Here is a 17,340-nt window from a genome sequence, read left to right on the forward strand (position 1 = left end):
TAGAATAAATAGATCTTTAGGAAGAATAATATATTGGAGATAGGGGATTTGAACTATGCTGGAGATAGCATCACCATTCACGCTAATGACTTTGGTTCTTGCAAGTAATTTCTTAATACCGTTCTTAGTGACATTCATATCGATGCCGTATTTCATAAAGAAACTGACAGAAAAAGGCATCCTTGCAAGAGATTATTATAAAAGGGAAATGACCATGATCCCTGACAGGGGAGGTATTGCCATTCTTCTGGTAGCAATGGTCTGTTTCTCATTGAACACACTTTTCTTCAAATTCTCTACAACCAACTATGTAGCACTCATAGTTATCGCTATGTTCGGCCTTTTCGGCATACTTGATGACATGATCGATATAGGAAGAGTGACCAAGCTTCTTCTTATGTACTATTGTTCCTATCCATTGATCCAATATGCAACTCACACTGCATTTACACTTCCCAGTGTTGGCAACATAGAGCTTGGCATCCTTTATCTGCAATTCATAGTACCAACCTATGTTCTGGTAGCCTCGAACCTTGTGAACATGCATTCAGGTTTCAACGGATTGGCTTCAGGGCTCTCAGTGATAGTGCTCATATCACTCATAGTAAAATCATTCCTTATAGGTGATATTGAAAATATCATTGCGGTAGTAAGTATAACCGGTGCAGCCCTTGGATACTTTATGTTCGATAAATATCCCTCTAAGATATTCTGGGGCAACGTAGGGTCCCTAACAATTGGAGCTGCGATCGGCATCATTATAGTTATACAGGGATTCATCATCAGTGGATTTATCATGTTCATACCACATACTATCAATTTCCTTATGTACGCGTACTGGAGAGCCATGAAGTTCCCTGTAGCAAAGTTCGGAAAGGAAAGAGAAGACAGGACACTGGAGGTTCCAAACCCACTGACCTTAAAATGGGTACTTCCATACTATTACAGAGTTACAGAGAAGCAGGCTACATGGGCCATGTATGCTGTTACCATATTCTTCTGTGCACTCGGAGTAATGCTGCCTGGAAGAATGTAAAGCAGTATTATTTTGGCTCTATAGAGATCTTGACAATTGCAACTTTGAACACAGCAATTTCAAACAACTGCAATATTTCAATAGTCTTCAGGATGATGGAAAAGGAATGTGCCGCCTGCGGCGGATGGTATCATAGTTCTTTGTCTGTCAATGATCTTGCAGAGATATCAGAAATGCAAGGTGCAGGGAACACTAAGTCAAATTGAGCGGAAGGCATGAATAACTCCATCCATCCCGGAGGGTTCCGGCGAAGCCGGCATAATCCAAAAAGATTAACGAGATCATCTGTTGTTTTCTATTCTTTTTCTACATACTAATAACCAAAAACCGTGATCTATCTGTTAAAATGATATGCTGTAATAATGACAGGCATGTATGATCGCATGAACCATTTAACTGAGGAACTCTACAGAGCCACTACTTTTTATTTTATGTTTGCTCTTCAATATCATCACTGCCATATATGACAGAAAGAGATGATTTTAAAAAGCTGCCCAATTGATCGACCTATCTGAGCACTGAACGGCCTAATTAGTGGACACTCTACAGACCTCAACATCAACTGAGAACATACAAATACCAGCTTATAGGACATAATTAATGTATGTACATAGAAGAACATGACCTTGCAACAGCATAGTTGTGGTCATGAACATATGATATGTCCACTATTGATCTGCCAATACACAGATAGATAGAAATGAAATGATCAAATGTAAAAAAGAAGAAAGATGACCCGATGTGGGTCATTTTAGTTACTACTTGTTCAAATTGTTTCACCGAAGTGTCCGGAGACTATTGAGAGATCCTGGATGTTAACAGTTCCATCCTGATTGACATCCCAGCGTGGTGGATTTTCGGTGTATGTTGCACCATAGTTCTGACCTATGAGGGTGATATCAAGTACGTTGACAACACCATCCTCGTTGACATCCCAGCGTGGCTGGAGGTCTGTAATGGTTATGGTGCTTGTAGCACGTACCTCGTCGATACCGTCACTTACTATGACCTCGATCGTGTGAGTGCCTGCTGATTCATAATCAACTGCCCATGCATAGCTTGAAGCTGTAGTTACCTGGACACCGTCTATCTTAATGATGTAACTAAGGCTTTCTCCATCTGCATCACTTGCGATAACATTCACATTGATAGTGGACCCTTCTTCAAAGACAGCTGAATCTGCCGGCTCGAAGAGTGTGATCACAGGAGCATGGTTCATTGGAGTGACAGTTACAGCCACGGTCATGGAATCACTGAGATATCCATCTGTGACCTCGAATACTGCACTATAACTTCCGTCGTCACCTTCTGCCGGAGTCCAGCTGAAGGTCTGGCCATCAAATGATGCACCTGATGGAAGTGAGGTTGCTGAGTATGTCAGTGAATCACCCTCTGCATCTGTTGCGCTTACGGTGAAGCTCAGGCTCTGGCCTTCCTCTACGGTCTGTGAAGCCGTTGTTGCAAATACCGGAGCTGTGTCCACAAGGACCGTTGCGTTGGTCACTGTGTATCCTGCCGGAGCGGAGTTCGCATCACTTACTATAACATTGTTCAGGCCAAGGTCCAGTATACCGGATTCACTGCCTGCGGTCATGGTAATAGTTGCCATGGTACCTGCAGTTGATACTGTTCCTGACCCTACTATTGCGGAGTATACATGTGTAAGTATACCTAGAGTATTATCGATACCCTCGTATTCGAACATTGTTGAAAGTCCGCTCTGTGTGAACAGATCACCTTCAGCAACTGTGGTCACGCTTGCAAGCTGACTGTATTGAAGATCGAACTGTGAACCAGTTATAGATTCTGTTGGATCGATGTAAACATCTATGGTGAATGACTCACCTGGTTTTACAATTGGTGCAGATGCTGAGATACTGATGGATGAGTATTCAGATACTGTCTGTTCTGAAACTTCAACTGTCCATGTATTTGTCACTGTTTCTGTTGTTGTTGTTCCCAGGAATTCAACTGTGTGAGTACCTACCTTATCCCAGTTCTGTACATAGCTGGTTCCGGTTGCGACCTGTACACCATCATAGGACCATGAACTGCTTACAAGCTCATCAGTTGAATCTGCAGTGAAAGTTGTTGATTCACCAGCAGTTGCTGTGAGTGAGGTTGTTGATGGAGTGAATGTTACACCTGTACCTGAGGAGCCTGGTGTTGTACTAGGCACTTCACCTTCAGTTACTTCCCATGTCTGAACTACAGCACCATTAGAGTTGGAACCTGCAAACATGATAGTGTGTGAACCGGTCTCTACAGTCCAGTCATATGTCATTGATCCAGATGATCTGAGGTTTCCATTAACATACCATTTCATGGTTGTCAGTTCCTCATCTGTCCATATCTGGAACTTCTTGGTCTCACCTGCTGTGAATGGGTTTTCAGAGCTTGGTGCGAAACCTGTAATATGTGGTCCTGTGGTACTGTCAGGAATCACTGCTGTGATCGTGTATGTTGGGGTGTTTGGATCCTCACGATACCAAGTTGAATCGGGGGTGATGCCAGTGAGGGCTACAGAATCCCCTGAAGGTGTATTAATTGTTGCTTTATGGGATAAAAGTACTGACTCTAAAGATGCAGCTCTGTAGGCACCTGCCATGACAGGAGACTGGGCTCTATTGACCTGAGGATCATATGTTCTTCCATTTGAATCAACTAAAAATGAGGTCATATCCATACCAAATCCATTTGAACTTTCAATTGCTGCACTATCCTCATTTTTGAGTGCAATATTTGATTCTGAAAATGGATTTCCATTTGAATCAAGAACTATAAGATCCAAGTAATAATTATTGGAGAAATAATCATTATCCAAGCGTACTGTTGAATATTGTGTATTGACAATTTTAGTTACACCATCATTTATCCATAAATCATTCCAGTTGTTATCAGAGAAGTCACTATCTATAATGCTAACATCTTCCAAGTATACAAAATTACTTGCATCTATAATAGTAGAAAGGAAGCCTACACCTTCTGCGCCTGATCCAACTGCATCCCTTTGTACAACATTCAACAAAGTTATATTTTTAGAGTTTGACACATAAGGACCTTTTCCAATGAAAGTAGAATTAGCAATAATAGTATCAAAACTACCCTCTGTAATGCAAGCTCCATAACCAAGGTCAGAATTAATACTAGTCACTTCTTCATAGATGTTATTTCCTCGAGTAGCACCTACTTCAGCTTTTCCTACCTGGAAAAGATTGTGTCTATGAGAATCCTGTATGTAAATATTAGTAAACTTTGAATCATTAACTTCAACTTCAAAACCATTATGACCTGCATCTATCACCTTAATGTTGTAGGCCGTAAGATTTACACCATCCGTGAAACTTGTACCACTATAAGCCACATAATCAATATAAACATCATGAATTACATTGTTGCTACCCGCAAGTTCCACACCATATGCAGCAGTAGCATCATTGCTTTTCTCGCTTGCATTTATAACTTGAACATCGTATATCGTAGAGTTATCCATTTCACAATTAAGTAAACCGCCACCTGAGACCCTGTTACCATCTTTTATTAAAATGTCGTGTACAGTAACCCGGTCTGCATTTTGAAACGTAAGACCATACTTTGTTTGTTCTAGAGTAAGATTAGAGAACTCTAGATTTGAAATAGAATCACCATATTTATAACCAAAATAAACATTCTTAAAGTTCTTAAAAGTTACATTATTTGCCTCATTATATGATACACCATATCCAGGATTGGTAGGACCATCCGATGATATTAGAGCTACATTTTCAAATTGTATATATCCCTTATATGCCCATCCATTTGTACTTGTTCTAAAACTAACTTGTTCAGCATCAGTATCATTGATAAATAGAGTATTTGGTGTTTTTACATAGAGAGTATATACATTCCAATGTTTAGGAGATGTTTCATATATCACTGAATCAGCAAATTCTTGACCAAACTGATCGATGATCTTTGCCCTTAATTGCGTAAGATTGGTAATCCCTGGCTCGTTAGAAATTTCAATCTGTTCATAGTAATTACTATATGTAACACTAGCACTAGCAACGTTTGACAAAAAAATTAAACCCACAATAAATAGAATGACGTTTTTTATGTTTTTTGAATATAGATGCATACCATTACCTCAAATATTCCTTGATTTCAAAACTAAATGTACTGATATATATCCAGCATGTTCACAAATAGACAGGATTTGTACATAGTATGAACATGGAATTTTTTGATTATATGAACTAATACTAAAATATGCATCCATCATAGCGTAATTTCCAATTAATTAATACAATACTAAGAACTTTAAGCAAAGTACAAATAACAGATACAGTCAGGACAAATCAGTCATTATTGTACATAGACATAAATACCAATATTATTCATCCACCTGAATAATTTCATCATATAAAAATCAGTTGATATTTGTATTCATATATAAAGATACATAGATGAGATTATTACCGACAAAAGTAATCATCAGATAAGTAAAAATAAATAGATAGAAGCATATTTTACCGTGGATAATAAAATTAAATTAAATTATAATCAGTCTTGTTTTTTAAACCACAACACATAGCTTAAAAGATGTGATTCCTTGAACAGAACAGAAGTCAATAAAAACAATCTTAAAGAAAAAACTTTTGAAGGCCTATTCTGGTCAATGAATTCCAAATTTACAATGCAATTATTCAATCTTGTCATCACAGCAATACTTGCGAGACTTTTACTACCGAAGGATTTTGGCTTAGTAGGAATGTCACTGATAATTATCGGACTTGTTTCATTAATAAACGAAAGTGGATTAGCAACTGCAATAGTTCAAAGAAAGGATTTAGAAGAACTGCACCTATCAACTGCTTTCTGGTCAAATATAGCTACAGGTATCCTATTGTATATTGGAACTTTTTATTTTTCACCTTTCATTGCATCTTTTTTTAAGATAGACACAGTTGAAATTATTATAAAAGTTGCAGCCATAAGCTTTCTAATATCATCAATAACAATTGTTCATCGCTCACTGTTATCAAGGAACTTACAATTTAAAACAATAGCTAAAACAGAAATTGCTGGCTCACTCATTTCAGGAACCTTTGCCTTATACCTTGCACTTTCAGGTTTTGGATTTTGGAGCCTTGTTGCAAAAAATCTAATGAATGATCTTATAGTTGTTTCATTAACTCTTATAATTTATCCGTGGAAACCTACGTTTGAATTTAGCAGAGAAAAGTTTAATGATCTCTTTGGTTTTGGAGCAAATGTGATTGGTGGAAATATGCTGAACTATTTTAGACAAAATATGGACTACATCATAATAGGGCGTATAATGGGAGCTGAATTACTTGGCTATTACACTCTTGCATATACATTGGCCGTATTTCCTGCAGTAAAGATAATTCCAGTTATCACAAGAGTCGTGTTTCCTGCGTTTTCATTATTGCAAGATGATAATATACGTTTCAGGAAAGGCTATATGAAGCTTGTATCTGCTTTGTCCTTTTTTATAATGCCTGCACTTATAGGCCTTGCAATGGTCGCTCCAGAATTGATAATAAAAGTTTATGGAGATAAATGGGAAGCCACAATATTACCATTACAAATACTTTGCATTCTTGGCCTTGTTGAAGCAACATCACACACTACAAAATCAGTATTCTATGCAAAAGGACTGCCTGGAATGGAACTGAAATTGAACGCTGCAAAAATAATAGTATCGACTTGTGTGATAATTCTAGGTTCATATTATGGAATAGTAGGTGTAGCTATAGCACTTTCACTTATATCACTATTCTATTTTTCAATTACTCAACAAATTGTAAATAAAATCATTCAACTTACATGGAAAGAGTATGCAAGTTGTATTAGAGAATTTTTATTTGCTTCTTTATTTATGGGCTCTTTCCTCTCAATATACAAATATTGGGCATATTCTACAAACATGTTTGATGAAATGGTTATACTTATAAGCTCAATTGGAATTGGAATATTAGTTTATTCAATAATTATATGGAAACTAAAACCAGAATATTTAAAGATAGGTAAAAAAACACTTGATAATATGGTCCTCAATAAATTAAAATCAATTATCAAATAAAATAGAGATCATACTATAATTAAAGATATCAATACAAAAAGAATCTACACTTTATGATTATGATGAGAACATACGTCACGATTCAGTTGAGCCAGTATTGCAGTTTATTTTCTTCACCCCGAGTCAAATGAAGAGAAATATAAATATGCTTTAAATAATTCTTCTGCAGAAGCTTCCCATGAATACGAAGCAACTATTGAAACAGCTTCCTTTGCTCGCTCTAAATAATAGACTTTATTATCAAGTACCTTGATAATTCCATCAGCAAAAGAAACGATATTCTCAGGTTCTACAAGGATGGCTTTATCACCAACAACTTCTTTTACAGCCTTGAAATCAAAGGAAACAATTGGTTTACCTGCTTTTAGATATTCAAAAAGTTTAGTAGGGGGATCAAGCTCTGTTTGCAAGCATTTAGAATGAGGGATTAAAAGAACATCTGCTTTTTTCAGGTAGAAAGGAATAATTTCAGAAGGCACATAGCCAACTAAAATTACGTTGTCCAGTTGTTTTCTTTCAATAAAACTTTCTAGTTCCTCTTTAAATGGACCCGTGCCCAGAATTAAGAACAATACATCAGGCCTTTTAGCATTTAGTTCATCGATAACAGACATTAGATGGGGAGTTCCATGAAGGCGAGACAATGAACCTACATACATTGCAATAGCTCCATATTTTGAGAGTTCCCTTTGAAAATTCGGGATTTCAACCTCATTATTGCAAAAGTCCACATCTACACCATGAGGAACTACACATATTTTATTCCCATCAATCCCAAAATGATTAATGACATAATCTTTTATTATAGAAGTATATACAATCACACCTTTACTTTTCTTGAATGCATAAGTTTCAAAATACCTGATATATGGCCTTAATATTCTTACTTTTAAAGAAGCGTTCGTGCTTGTTGTAGATTCGGCATCGGCTAAACCCATAGCCTCAAAGACAGTGATGTATTTACGGGCCCTGAAAATATTAGCAATATGTGCAACAAATAAGGCCTGATAATTAAAACAATGCACTATGTCACAATCTACTTTAACTAATTTTGGAAATGAAAAAAGAAGTGCAGATATCATTTTGATACCTTTTTTAGGGAGATACTGGTAGTGGGTGTAATATAGATTATCATAATCAAGATAATCCATCTTTTTTGCGGATGGACTCATGATTTCCAAATCGAAGTCTTTGTCGCCAAAATATTTTACCCTTTCAAGTAAATAATTTTTTCGAACATCAATATTATCCCTATCAAGAGAGATTACACCTGAAAAGATACAGACTCTCATATTCAACTCACTCTTAGCTGGAATTCATATTAAACTTCGATTTGCCTCAAGTTGTAAATATCCAAAATACCATTTGAGTAAATAATTTCTGCATTCTCTGTAGAGAGACCTTTTGTCTTATAAGGGCCCGTTCTTGATTGAACCAGATAATCAAGCGTGTATACATCTTTAATTATTTTGATGTCTTTATTACTTATATACCAATCCATACTTCTATAAATATCCCTTTCTTCAACACGATAAGGCCCTTCTGAGTAAAAATAACTACTGGTCATTGGAACTTCTTCAAGATTATCAAGATATGAATCGTTAATATATCCATAAGCAAAACCCTGAACACCTCCGACAAGTATTGGCATTTCGTTCTCTACAAGAGCTATTGTACGTACTTCATAATTATTTTCAGAAACCATGAATATACGACTACTATGATTTATCTCACCATCTATCCAATTTGCAAGATCATAGTTCTTTTCATTCATATACCACAGGTATTGATACTCGCCAGTCCTGCTATGATTATAAAATGCTGTAAACAATGTTGAGACCAGTATAATAGAAATCGCAAAAACTGCCACAACTCGAACCATATTATTATTTTTCTGCAATCTACTATAAATCGAGTTTTTAAATCCAATACTTAAAAAAACAATTGAAAACAGCAGTAAAAGATAATGTCCATACAATAAATCATATACAAAAGGAACCATAAATATAAAACTTATTAAAAAATACCATTGAGAAAAACTTTTTTTTGCAGATAAGGATAAAGAAATAACACCACTTATTGCAAAGAATGCTGCTGGACCAATGAACCTTAAGTTAATAGTAAGCAAATCAATAATCCATCCATATCTTGACCCTGCAGTAATCATAGTATGGGTAAGAAAAGGATACATAAAAGAACTTACCAAAATAAACAAGTAAAGCAAGTTGATTTTATCTTCATACTTGTGCAACGAATATTTAATTTCAAAAAATCTACCCAACATAAAGACTATTTGTAATACTATGTAAGCCATAGTAAGAACTATCGCAAAAATAGCATAATGATGCAAGGAAAATAAGAAAGTAATGCACATAGCAGATAACATCAATTTTTTAGATATTGAATATTTCTTTAATAGGAGATATATAAAGAAAGGTAAGAATATCATAAAAGGTCCACGAGCACTTGCCTCCCATGTTGTAAAAAGCATGATTCCCGGAGATATTGAGAAGAAAAAAGCCATAAAATATTGAAAGATGTAATTCTTATAAATAAGGCCTGCAAGTGTAAAAGCGATGAAAATTGAAAATACACCGAAAATGAATGAATATATCAAAATTGATGTTTCTACATTAATACCCATTAGTTGGGACATTCCAGATAGTGTAAAAGGCAAGCCACTTGCGTACGAATATGGATAATATCCAAATATTGAGAGCCAATGCTCCCACCAGTTTGCTTGCCCAAAAGCATTGATAGAGTTTGCAAGAGAATGAATGAAAAATGAATCTCTTCCTTTCTCATGTGGTATTGAAGGTATACGCAATACTAAATTCAACAAAACCAAAAGTCCAAAAGAGATTACTTTGAATTTGTGAGATTTGAGATTCTGGAACATATTATCTCCTTAAGCCTTTTATCCCTGTAATAATTTAGAATATCCTCATCCTCTATTTGAGGCTTCAGCAATATAAAATCTGTAAAATACCCCATAATATAGGCAATGCCTATACCCGGCTTATGGTATCCTTTTTTACTATACAACATTTTTGTACCTTTTAACAGAACATGTATAGGAGAATAACCTATAAAATAATTATTGGAGCCTAACCTTTTGTAACCTTTCCATTGTCCTTGAGCGCTTGAATAAGGTCGAGTAGAAAGGGCTTTTGTTTTTATAAATTGCCTGGTCTTCCAGCCTTTTAACTTTGCTTTTACATTAGAAACACTGTCAGGACTACATGTTAAAAGAAAACCTCCAGTGTCATTAAAACATTGGATATTCCATAATCGTGCACCTCCAGAAGGAAGATCATCTCTAAAATTGCTCCACACTATAGAGCCATTAATTATATTCCCTACATGCCCACTGCATATACCAAGTTTTGAATCAGACTCAAATTCTGCCATCAGAGTAGAATAATAATCTTCATCCAATATAATATCTGCATCTACACTTGCAATATAATTATACTTAATATCGTTCTTTTTACAATACTCGATAGCAGTATTGAATCCGGTACGATAAACATGGGACACGTGAACTCCCAAGTCACGGGGCTTTTCATTTAGCCTGACTGATCGAATCCAAGAATGATTTGAACAAAGTTCATCCAAAATATCAGGAGTATTATCTGTACTGCCATCATCAACAATAATCCACAGTACAGGAGTAATCTCTTGATTAATGACTGATTCAGCAAGCTTTGGAAGACTTACTTCTTCGTCTTTGCATGGAGTTACCAGTATGTAGGACCTCATATCCATAAACTATCATCCATTCTAATGACTTCGAAACATTCAGCAAATTCATAGCTCATCGCCCACCCATAGGTCCTGGCCATCGAGCGTACTCTTTCTATAAGAACTTCCCCACCAAACTTATTATATTGTGTTTCATAGGCCCTTATAGCATCCATTTTAGTATCTATAGTATCAGTAATATCAACATAGAACTGTGGCCTGAAAGCAAAAACATTTGGCCTGTACGGTAGAGTAGAACCACTCAATACAGTCTTCACACGCCCTTGTCTTGAAACTGCAAACATAATATCAGCTGCAGCTTTATGATCCTGGTGAGAATCAAAAGGGTGATGAGAAATAAATACATCAGGTTTTATTTCATCAACCAAAGCATCTACTTTTGAAACGATTTCACCACCAGATGGAAGCTCAGTTGTATGATAATCATAAAAAATTACTTCTTTGATTCCCAGAATTTTAGAAGCATTAATAGCCTCATTTCTCAACTGTTCATCAAAATAGGTATTACCATTCATATCAGTATACCCGCCTGAAGTAAGAATCAGAAGATATACATCATATCCTTTCTTAATGAATTTTGCCAAGGTTCCTCCGGCTTCAAGTTCCATGTCATCGGGATGAGCTCCCATCGCAAGTATTTTTGGCATATTTGCAGATTCCTCCTCAAGTAAATGTATTTCCTTCTATAAAAGTTAATTTTTTTGTTTTTGCATTGTTTGGTACAACTTCAAATTTGTTTACTGCAATCATACCATCTATAGTACTAATTAATAAATAGTTTTCAGCAGCTTTTATGATACTTCCACAAGGATAATCCTCCTTTGGAGAATGACTGACATCTATTGAAGCTTCCCAAAAAATGATTTTAGAACCATTGAAATAACTGAAAGCGCCTGGCCAAGGTTTTGATAAAGCCCTTATAATGTTATAGACTTCAATACTACTTTTGCTCCAGTCCAGATGACCATCTTCTGGTTTTCTAGGTTTGAAAAATGTAGCGTTAGAAGAATCTTGGACTTTTCTTTCAAATTGTCCCGTCTTACTAAAATCATTGAGTACATCCTTTAACAAATAACAGGCTTTGTCGTAGATCCTATCATGTAATTGTTTTGCAGTATCATCAAAGTAAATAGGAACCGACCTTTGAGCAATAATATCACCAGTGTCTAAATCATCATCAACAAAGTGTACTGTAACTCCTGTTTTTGTTTCTCCATTAACTATAGCCCAATTAATCACATGTTGTCCCCTATATTTAGGTAACATGGAAGGATGGATATTAATAGCTCCACTTTTAGGCAATGAAAATATCTCACGAGGAATTATATACTTATAACCACAGACAATGATTAAATCAACATCCTCATTTTTTAAAAAAGGAGAATGCATATACAATTCTTTTTTAGTCGGTTGAAATAAAAGAATATCCTTAGAATCTAAATAGCGCTCAATTAGGTCAATAGAGTCATTCGAACCATTGTTTGGTCTTGTGAAAACTGCAACTATATTTACGATTGAATCCAAATATTCAAGGATTTTAAGATTATTTCCAAAAAAAACAATATTTAATGAAGAATTATCCATTTTAATCGAACCTGTATCCATTAAGTAAAGAATCTATTGCTGACATGTTGGGAATAAATCCATCATATTGCTGTCTATATAGAGGATGATCAAATTTCTGAAAAAGTAAGTCGATTCCTGATTTTTCAAACATTTCAACGTCAAGATAGTTAACACCAGACGGACCTGAAAGATAAGCGTCCCCTCCAACTGCTTGGACAAGCTCTATAAGTCTTTTTGTTGAAAATGAAGTTGAAGGATAAGAACTCGAGTTTACTATTTTCGTATCTATATCAAATGAATCATTCATAAAAGAGATCAATTTCATATTTAATTCAAATAAGTACTGATAATCCTCACCATATATCAATGAGAGCCCATCAAAATAATCTTCAAAGCACTGTGCTTTATTGTAATTATCATAAATTTGATTTAAATGATGGATAGACCATTTTTCATTTTTAATCATTGAATCATTAATAACCCGTATTTCATTTATTGGTTTATGTTGTTTTTCAACGGGAACTGTAAGCCATTTGGAACCATTGTGTATTTTAATTCTATTACGATGTTGAAAATCACCTTTATTGAATTGGGCATCGTCATAAATAACAAAGATATCAGATTTTTTCATTTTATCAAAAAAACCTAAGTATGGAAGATAATTGGGCTGGTGTATTCCAACAATCATGGTTTAAGGATAGACGTCTTAGTATAAATACATTAATTAAATGGCATATATAAAAATGGATTTTATGGTTTATTTTCTGAAGCATTCACAAGAAGAGATTTGAACAATAAAATATCATCTTTCGAAATACTTCCTAAGACATATAATATTAATATATAAGCTGAACTACATACAATGATACCAACAAAAAAATTAAAATCCAAAATATTTGATAGAAAAATACATACAACTAATGAAGCCAACACTATTTTGTAAGAACTTCTGTTTAGTGATGACAAAGAGAGTTCTGCCCTAATAAAAAGAAATTCAATAGCAAAGAGGATGAATACAGAAACCAAGGTCGCAATTGCAGCACCATTATAATTGTAAATAGGTATAAGAATTAGATTTAAAGCTACATTGAGTATGCAACAGAAACCTACAGAAACAGTATTTATTTTTTGTCTATTAGAGGCAACCAGCAAAGAATTCTGAATTGAATTCAATGAATTAAAGATGACAGTTAAAGATAATATTTGAAAAGTAAGGATTGCAGAATAGTAATCAACTGTATACAACACTTGAAATATATAACTAGATTTGACATATAATATACAAGATATGAAAAGCATCAATTGAAATATATACTTTGATCCTAAAGAATAAACTTGTTTCAATTTAGGACGATTATTTACATAATTAGCAGACATTATTGGCATCAACACAGATACAAGAGCTCCTGGTATAAATAACAAAGGATCAGTTAACTTGTAAGCTGCAGAATAAAGGCCTACAGCAATATTTCCTTCCATTTTTGATAACATTAGAATGTCAATACGATAATAAATGATTAAAAGTGCATATCCAACAATAAATGGGATACATTCTTTAAGAAGATATTTGCATAGTTTCAAATCGATACTCATACGAATTGATACAAATTTTCTAGAATAATAAATTGATATTAATGCACGAATAAATTCTGTAATTACGTATAAATAAAAAAAGCTAATAAGTTGTTCGTCTAAAATAATGAGAATGAAAACAGCTAATGCATAAAATAGTTTAGAAACTACCATGCTAATTGATGAATAGTGCATTTTTAGATTGCCATGAAAAACAGACTCAAATAAGTAACTCAATCCTTGAAACAATAAAATTAAAGACAATAATGAAACATGCATTATTGTCTCAGCAGGATAATCAAGGACATAAACAACTGTTATAGCTAAGATAATGGACAATAAAGAAGTTAATATTCGTATCATTAAAACATTCGATACAAAAATATTTACATTGAACTTATTCCTAGAAATATCCCTAATCAAAATTGAATCTAATCCAAAATTTGCAAGAAACACAAAAAGTGATAAATATGTAATTACAAAATTGTATTCTCCAAAGTATTCGACACCTAGATATCTTGCAAGATTGATAGAAATTAGAAGAGCTAAACCCTTAACAACGATATTTCCAAACAAAATAGCTGTTGTATTAGTTGCTACCTTCCTAGCAGTTTTCATAGATTTTGGATATAAGACATTAAGTGATAAATAATAGTAGACAGCTTTAATGTTTAAAGTAAACTATTCAAGGTTGTTCCCTATTACTTCCACAATAAATTCAACAACATCTATTTTCTCAGATAACATCTTATTTCTTTTAATAGTCCATTCGTCATTAGAATTTTTTGTTAAAATATCAACTGCCTTTTCGAGGGCTTCAGCCGAATTGACAATTGTGTAAGCAAGGCCATACCTCTGTTCAAGTTCCTCTAGGTAACCTCTTGTTGTATTAGAAACATATATAGAAGGGACACCTAAAACTGCAGCTTCTGCAGCCATTGAAGCCCCTTCTCCTATATACAAAGAAGAATAATACAAAAAACTATGAAAACTCTCAGGAGGGACATTTACTTTATACGTTTCAAGTTCAGGAGTGAGCTCAATCTCCGTAGTTATAAAAACCTTTCCATACTTTTGGAGTGATTCTACAAAAGATAAAATTTCGGATTCATTTTTAAAATTAAATCCTTCTGCATTAACATCATGATGTGCATTTAAAGCTGAAAGACGAAGTATTGTATATTTTTCAAATTTTTGCAAGCCAGCAAATTGCAACACACTTTCATCAGGAGTGAAGTATTTTGGATGTAAATAAGAAAGTTCATAATATCCATTGAATTTTTTTTGTTTTTTGCCTCTATCGATTCTATGACATGAAGGAACATAATCTACTTTTGAGAATATTAAAGTAGTAAATACAAACTGATTAATTGTTGCCTTTTCAGAGTCGGTATCAGTAAATGATATATGATCTTTTCTTAATAAAAAACTAGCTTGAGCTGCATAAGGTGACCCAAAACTCACAAAAAGGTCTGCACCGAATTTCTTCGCTATTTTATATACTCGATAATCATTTTTAAACATACCACATAATTTATTGAATAGACCCGTATAATGAGGCTTTACTTCATAGTCTAAACAATAAGATTTTAAAATATCTAATATATTCTCTTTGTTTGCAGCAATAATCTTAATTGAATGACCATCAATAGACAATATCTTTATTACATTAAGAAAAACATTAATGTCCTTGGGATGATTTATATCGATAAGGATACGCATTGATTACCTCCAAATAAATGTATTTAATAAATCTTTTGATGAGAAAACTTTTTTGCCAGTATAGGAAGAAATTGTTGAATTAATTATTTTTTTCTTGTTATTACTTCCTAATAACTGATTTATAACAGAAGGAACGTCTTTATAAAAATTTATAAACTTCACATTCATATCATACGAAGTATTTGCTTCAAAATCATAGCCAAGTGATACATTATATAGATAAAATGGAAAGTCAACTCCACATGCAATTGGATGTTTTAAATACTGCCAAAAACGAGGATTTATTTCAATCAGCTTAAAGCAATTATCCCGCAAATCCAATTTAAATTCAATTTCTGCTACTCCATACCACTTAAGGCTGGAAAATATTTTTTTTGCATAATCCAATAAAATCTGTTCAAATATACTCACACCACATGTAGTGACTCCACCTGTGTGAGGATATTCACGTATTTTTTTTGCCATGAAAAAAGATACGAGCTCATGATTTTTATCATAAAGAACATTTATCATATACATTTGCTCACTCGACCCTGGAATATATTCTTGTATCATGGGCAGGTGACCATCAGCAATAAGTTCATAATAAAAGTTTACAAGCTCATCTTTTGATGTAACAATATGAATGCTCCTTGCAGCCCCCCCACCCATCCGAGGTTTTATTATCAGAGGATACGTTGCAATAGCTGAAAATTCAATTAACTCATCATAATCACTAAAAATAAATGTTTCTGGAACTGGAACGTTCAATGACCTAGCCAAATCAAATGTTTGAAATTTATCGTGTGCCTTAATTAAATAATCATAATCAGAAAGAGGAACATCACATACTTCATTTAAAATAGGCTTATTTTTGCTTAATGGAATAACAACATCGTCACTCATTGGAAATACTGTTTCTACATTGTTTTCCAAACATATTTCATACACTGAATCAATAAAATTCTCAGTTGTTGGAGACAAATACTTTACATATTTTTGATTGGTCAAATTAAAAATGGGTTGTGATACATCTGCTGCTACAGTAGAAACACTTTTTTTGTGAAGAGATTTTGCCGCCTCTTTTGATATTTTCCACGAAGAATTTGTTAATAGAACAGACATGTGAAACGACTCCTATTTTTACTTAAGTGTCCTTATTTTTTTTGCAGGAACACCCGCAACTATAGTATAAGAATCTACATTTTTGGTAACAACTGCTCCTGCACCTACAATGGACCCTTCACCAATCGTAACATTAGGCAATATTGTAACAGAAGCTCCAATCCATGAACCTTTCTTAATACATATAGAACCACTTATTGTTGAACTTATTTTACCATATTTAGCAATATCACTTGCAGGATGAGTACGAAGAACTAAAATTGAATACGGACCTATATGAACATCATCCTCAATTGTAAGTAGATTTGTATCTGAATGATGAGTACCCCATAATAAACAATAAGGACTTATTATAGAGTTATCACCTATATTATAGCCACATTTCCTCCACCAATATGTAGGCCACTTGTATGATACAGGATAACGTGCTAACAGACTGTATATCTTTAACTTTAATTTACAAATATATAATAGTATGCCCATACTC

14 protein-coding genes are annotated in these 17,340 nt (G+C 34.1%); 3 read left to right on the forward strand and 11 right to left on the reverse strand.

What is annotated here, in order from left to right:
* Nucleotides 1-142: 142 nt before the first annotated feature.
* Entirely contained in the window at nucleotides 143-1,036 is an 894-nt protein-coding gene (locus BM008_RS07995) for an MraY family glycosyltransferase (RefSeq protein ID WP_245747973.1), read from the forward strand.
* 29 nt (nucleotides 1,037-1,065) lie between these two features.
* Nucleotides 1,066-1,242 carry a hypothetical protein gene (locus BM008_RS14905; RefSeq protein WP_177188024.1) on the forward strand — a complete coding sequence of 59 codons (177 nt, stop codon included), beginning with the start codon at nucleotides 1,066-1,068 and terminating at the stop codon, nucleotides 1,240-1,242.
* Nucleotides 1,243-1,802: 560 nt separating this feature from the next.
* Here BM008_RS14905 and BM008_RS08000 read toward each other — a convergent pair.
* The gene (locus BM008_RS08000) at nucleotides 1,803-4,529 is read right to left on the reverse strand and encodes an Ig-like domain-containing protein (protein WP_143072316.1); all 2,727 of its coding nucleotides are present in this window, start codon (nucleotides 4,527-4,529) and stop codon (nucleotides 1,803-1,805) included.
* Nucleotides 4,530-5,627: 1,098 nt separating this feature from the next.
* Here BM008_RS08000 and BM008_RS08005 point away from each other — a divergent pair.
* A complete protein-coding gene (locus BM008_RS08005; RefSeq protein WP_091935885.1) occupies nucleotides 5,628-7,124 on the forward strand; it encodes an MOP flippase family protein in 1,497 nt (498 codons plus the stop codon).
* A 113-nt stretch (nucleotides 7,125-7,237) separates the two neighbouring features.
* Here the strand turns inward: BM008_RS08005 and BM008_RS08010 are convergent, their stop codons facing one another.
* The 10 genes from BM008_RS08010 to BM008_RS08055 form a co-directional block, all read right to left on the reverse strand.
* Nucleotides 7,238-8,416 (reverse strand): glycosyltransferase, encoded by a 1,179-nt coding sequence (locus BM008_RS08010; RefSeq protein WP_091935887.1) that lies wholly within the window; start codon nucleotides 8,414-8,416, stop codon nucleotides 7,238-7,240.
* A gap of 29 nt (nucleotides 8,417-8,445) precedes the next feature.
* Nucleotides 8,446-10,023, reverse strand: a complete 1,578-nt coding sequence (locus BM008_RS08015) for a hypothetical protein (RefSeq protein ID WP_091935888.1) — start codon at nucleotides 10,021-10,023, stop codon at nucleotides 8,446-8,448.
* Complete coding sequence (locus BM008_RS08020; RefSeq protein WP_091935890.1) at nucleotides 9,987-10,892, reverse strand: glycosyltransferase family 2 protein; 906 nt, start codon at nucleotides 10,890-10,892, stop codon at nucleotides 9,987-9,989. Before BM008_RS08020 ends, BM008_RS08015 begins: the two co-directional genes overlap by 37 nt.
* Nucleotides 10,883-11,536 carry a PIG-L deacetylase family protein gene (locus BM008_RS08025; RefSeq protein ID WP_091935892.1) on the reverse strand — a complete coding sequence of 218 codons (654 nt, stop codon included), beginning with the start codon at nucleotides 11,534-11,536 and terminating at the stop codon, nucleotides 10,883-10,885. The genes BM008_RS08020 and BM008_RS08025 overlap by 10 nt, the downstream gene beginning before the upstream one ends.
* A gap of 16 nt (nucleotides 11,537-11,552) precedes the next feature.
* Nucleotides 11,553-12,473, reverse strand: a complete 921-nt coding sequence (locus tag BM008_RS08030; RefSeq protein ID WP_218146697.1) for a methionyl-tRNA formyltransferase — start codon at nucleotides 12,471-12,473, stop codon at nucleotides 11,553-11,555.
* Between the two features lies 1 nt (nucleotide 12,474).
* A complete protein-coding gene (locus BM008_RS08035; protein WP_091935896.1) occupies nucleotides 12,475-13,143 on the reverse strand; it encodes a WbqC family protein in 669 nt (222 codons plus the stop codon).
* Nucleotides 13,144-13,205: 62 nt separating this feature from the next.
* The gene (locus BM008_RS08040; RefSeq protein WP_091935898.1) at nucleotides 13,206-14,645 is read right to left on the reverse strand and encodes a flippase; all 1,440 of its coding nucleotides are present in this window, start codon (nucleotides 14,643-14,645) and stop codon (nucleotides 13,206-13,208) included.
* 63 nt (nucleotides 14,646-14,708) lie between these two features.
* Complete coding sequence (locus tag BM008_RS08045; protein WP_091935899.1) at nucleotides 14,709-15,749, reverse strand: DUF354 domain-containing protein; 1,041 nt, start codon at nucleotides 15,747-15,749, stop codon at nucleotides 14,709-14,711.
* Nucleotides 15,750-15,752: 3 nt separating this feature from the next.
* Nucleotides 15,753-16,853 carry a carboxylate--amine ligase gene (locus tag BM008_RS08050; protein WP_091935901.1) on the reverse strand — a complete coding sequence of 367 codons (1,101 nt, stop codon included), beginning with the start codon at nucleotides 16,851-16,853 and terminating at the stop codon, nucleotides 15,753-15,755.
* 18 nt (nucleotides 16,854-16,871) lie between these two features.
* Nucleotides 16,872-17,336 (reverse strand): acyltransferase, encoded by a 465-nt coding sequence (locus BM008_RS08055; protein WP_091935903.1) that lies wholly within the window; start codon nucleotides 17,334-17,336, stop codon nucleotides 16,872-16,874.
* Nucleotides 17,337-17,340: the final 4 nt, after the last annotated feature.

It is taken from the genome of Methanolobus profundi (assembly GCF_900114835.1).
In the GTDB taxonomy this organism is placed as follows: domain Archaea; phylum Halobacteriota; class Methanosarcinia; order Methanosarcinales; family Methanosarcinaceae; genus Methanolobus; species Methanolobus profundi.

Excerpts from the sequence above, each read along its gene's own strand:
- BM008_RS07995 (WP_245747973.1), top strand. The coding sequence starts at position 143 with ATGCCGTATTTCATAAAGAAACTGACAGAAAAAGGCATCCTTGCAAGA.
- BM008_RS08000 (WP_143072316.1), bottom strand. The coding sequence starts at position 4,529 with ATGGATAACTCTACGATATACGATGTTCAAGTTATAAATGCAAGCGAG.
- BM008_RS08010 (WP_091935887.1), bottom strand. The coding sequence starts at position 8,416 with ATGAGAGTCTGTATCTTTTCAGGTGTAATCTCTCTTGATAGGGATAAT.
- BM008_RS08015 (WP_091935888.1), bottom strand. The coding sequence starts at position 10,023 with ATGTTCCAGAATCTCAAATCTCACAAATTCAAAGTAATCTCTTTTGGA.
- BM008_RS08020 (WP_091935890.1), bottom strand. The coding sequence starts at position 10,892 with ATGGATATGAGGTCCTACATACTGGTAACTCCATGCAAAGACGAAGAA.
- BM008_RS08025 (WP_091935892.1), bottom strand. The coding sequence starts at position 11,536 with ATGCCAAAAATACTTGCGATGGGAGCTCATCCCGATGACATGGAACTT.
- BM008_RS08030 (WP_218146697.1), bottom strand. The coding sequence starts at position 12,473 with ATGGATAATTCTTCATTAAATATTGTTTTTTTTGGAAATAATCTTAAA.
- BM008_RS08035 (WP_091935896.1), bottom strand. The coding sequence starts at position 13,143 with ATGATTGTTGGAATACACCAGCCCAATTATCTTCCATACTTAGGTTTT.
- BM008_RS08040 (WP_091935898.1), bottom strand. The coding sequence starts at position 14,645 with ATGAAAACTGCTAGGAAGGTAGCAACTAATACAACAGCTATTTTGTTT.
- BM008_RS08045 (WP_091935899.1), bottom strand. The coding sequence starts at position 15,749 with ATGCGTATCCTTATCGATATAAATCATCCCAAGGACATTAATGTTTTT.
- BM008_RS08050 (WP_091935901.1), bottom strand. The coding sequence starts at position 16,853 with ATGTCTGTTCTATTAACAAATTCTTCGTGGAAAATATCAAAAGAGGCG.
- BM008_RS08055 (WP_091935903.1), bottom strand. The coding sequence starts at position 17,336 with ATGGGCATACTATTATATATTTGTAAATTAAAGTTAAAGATATACAGT.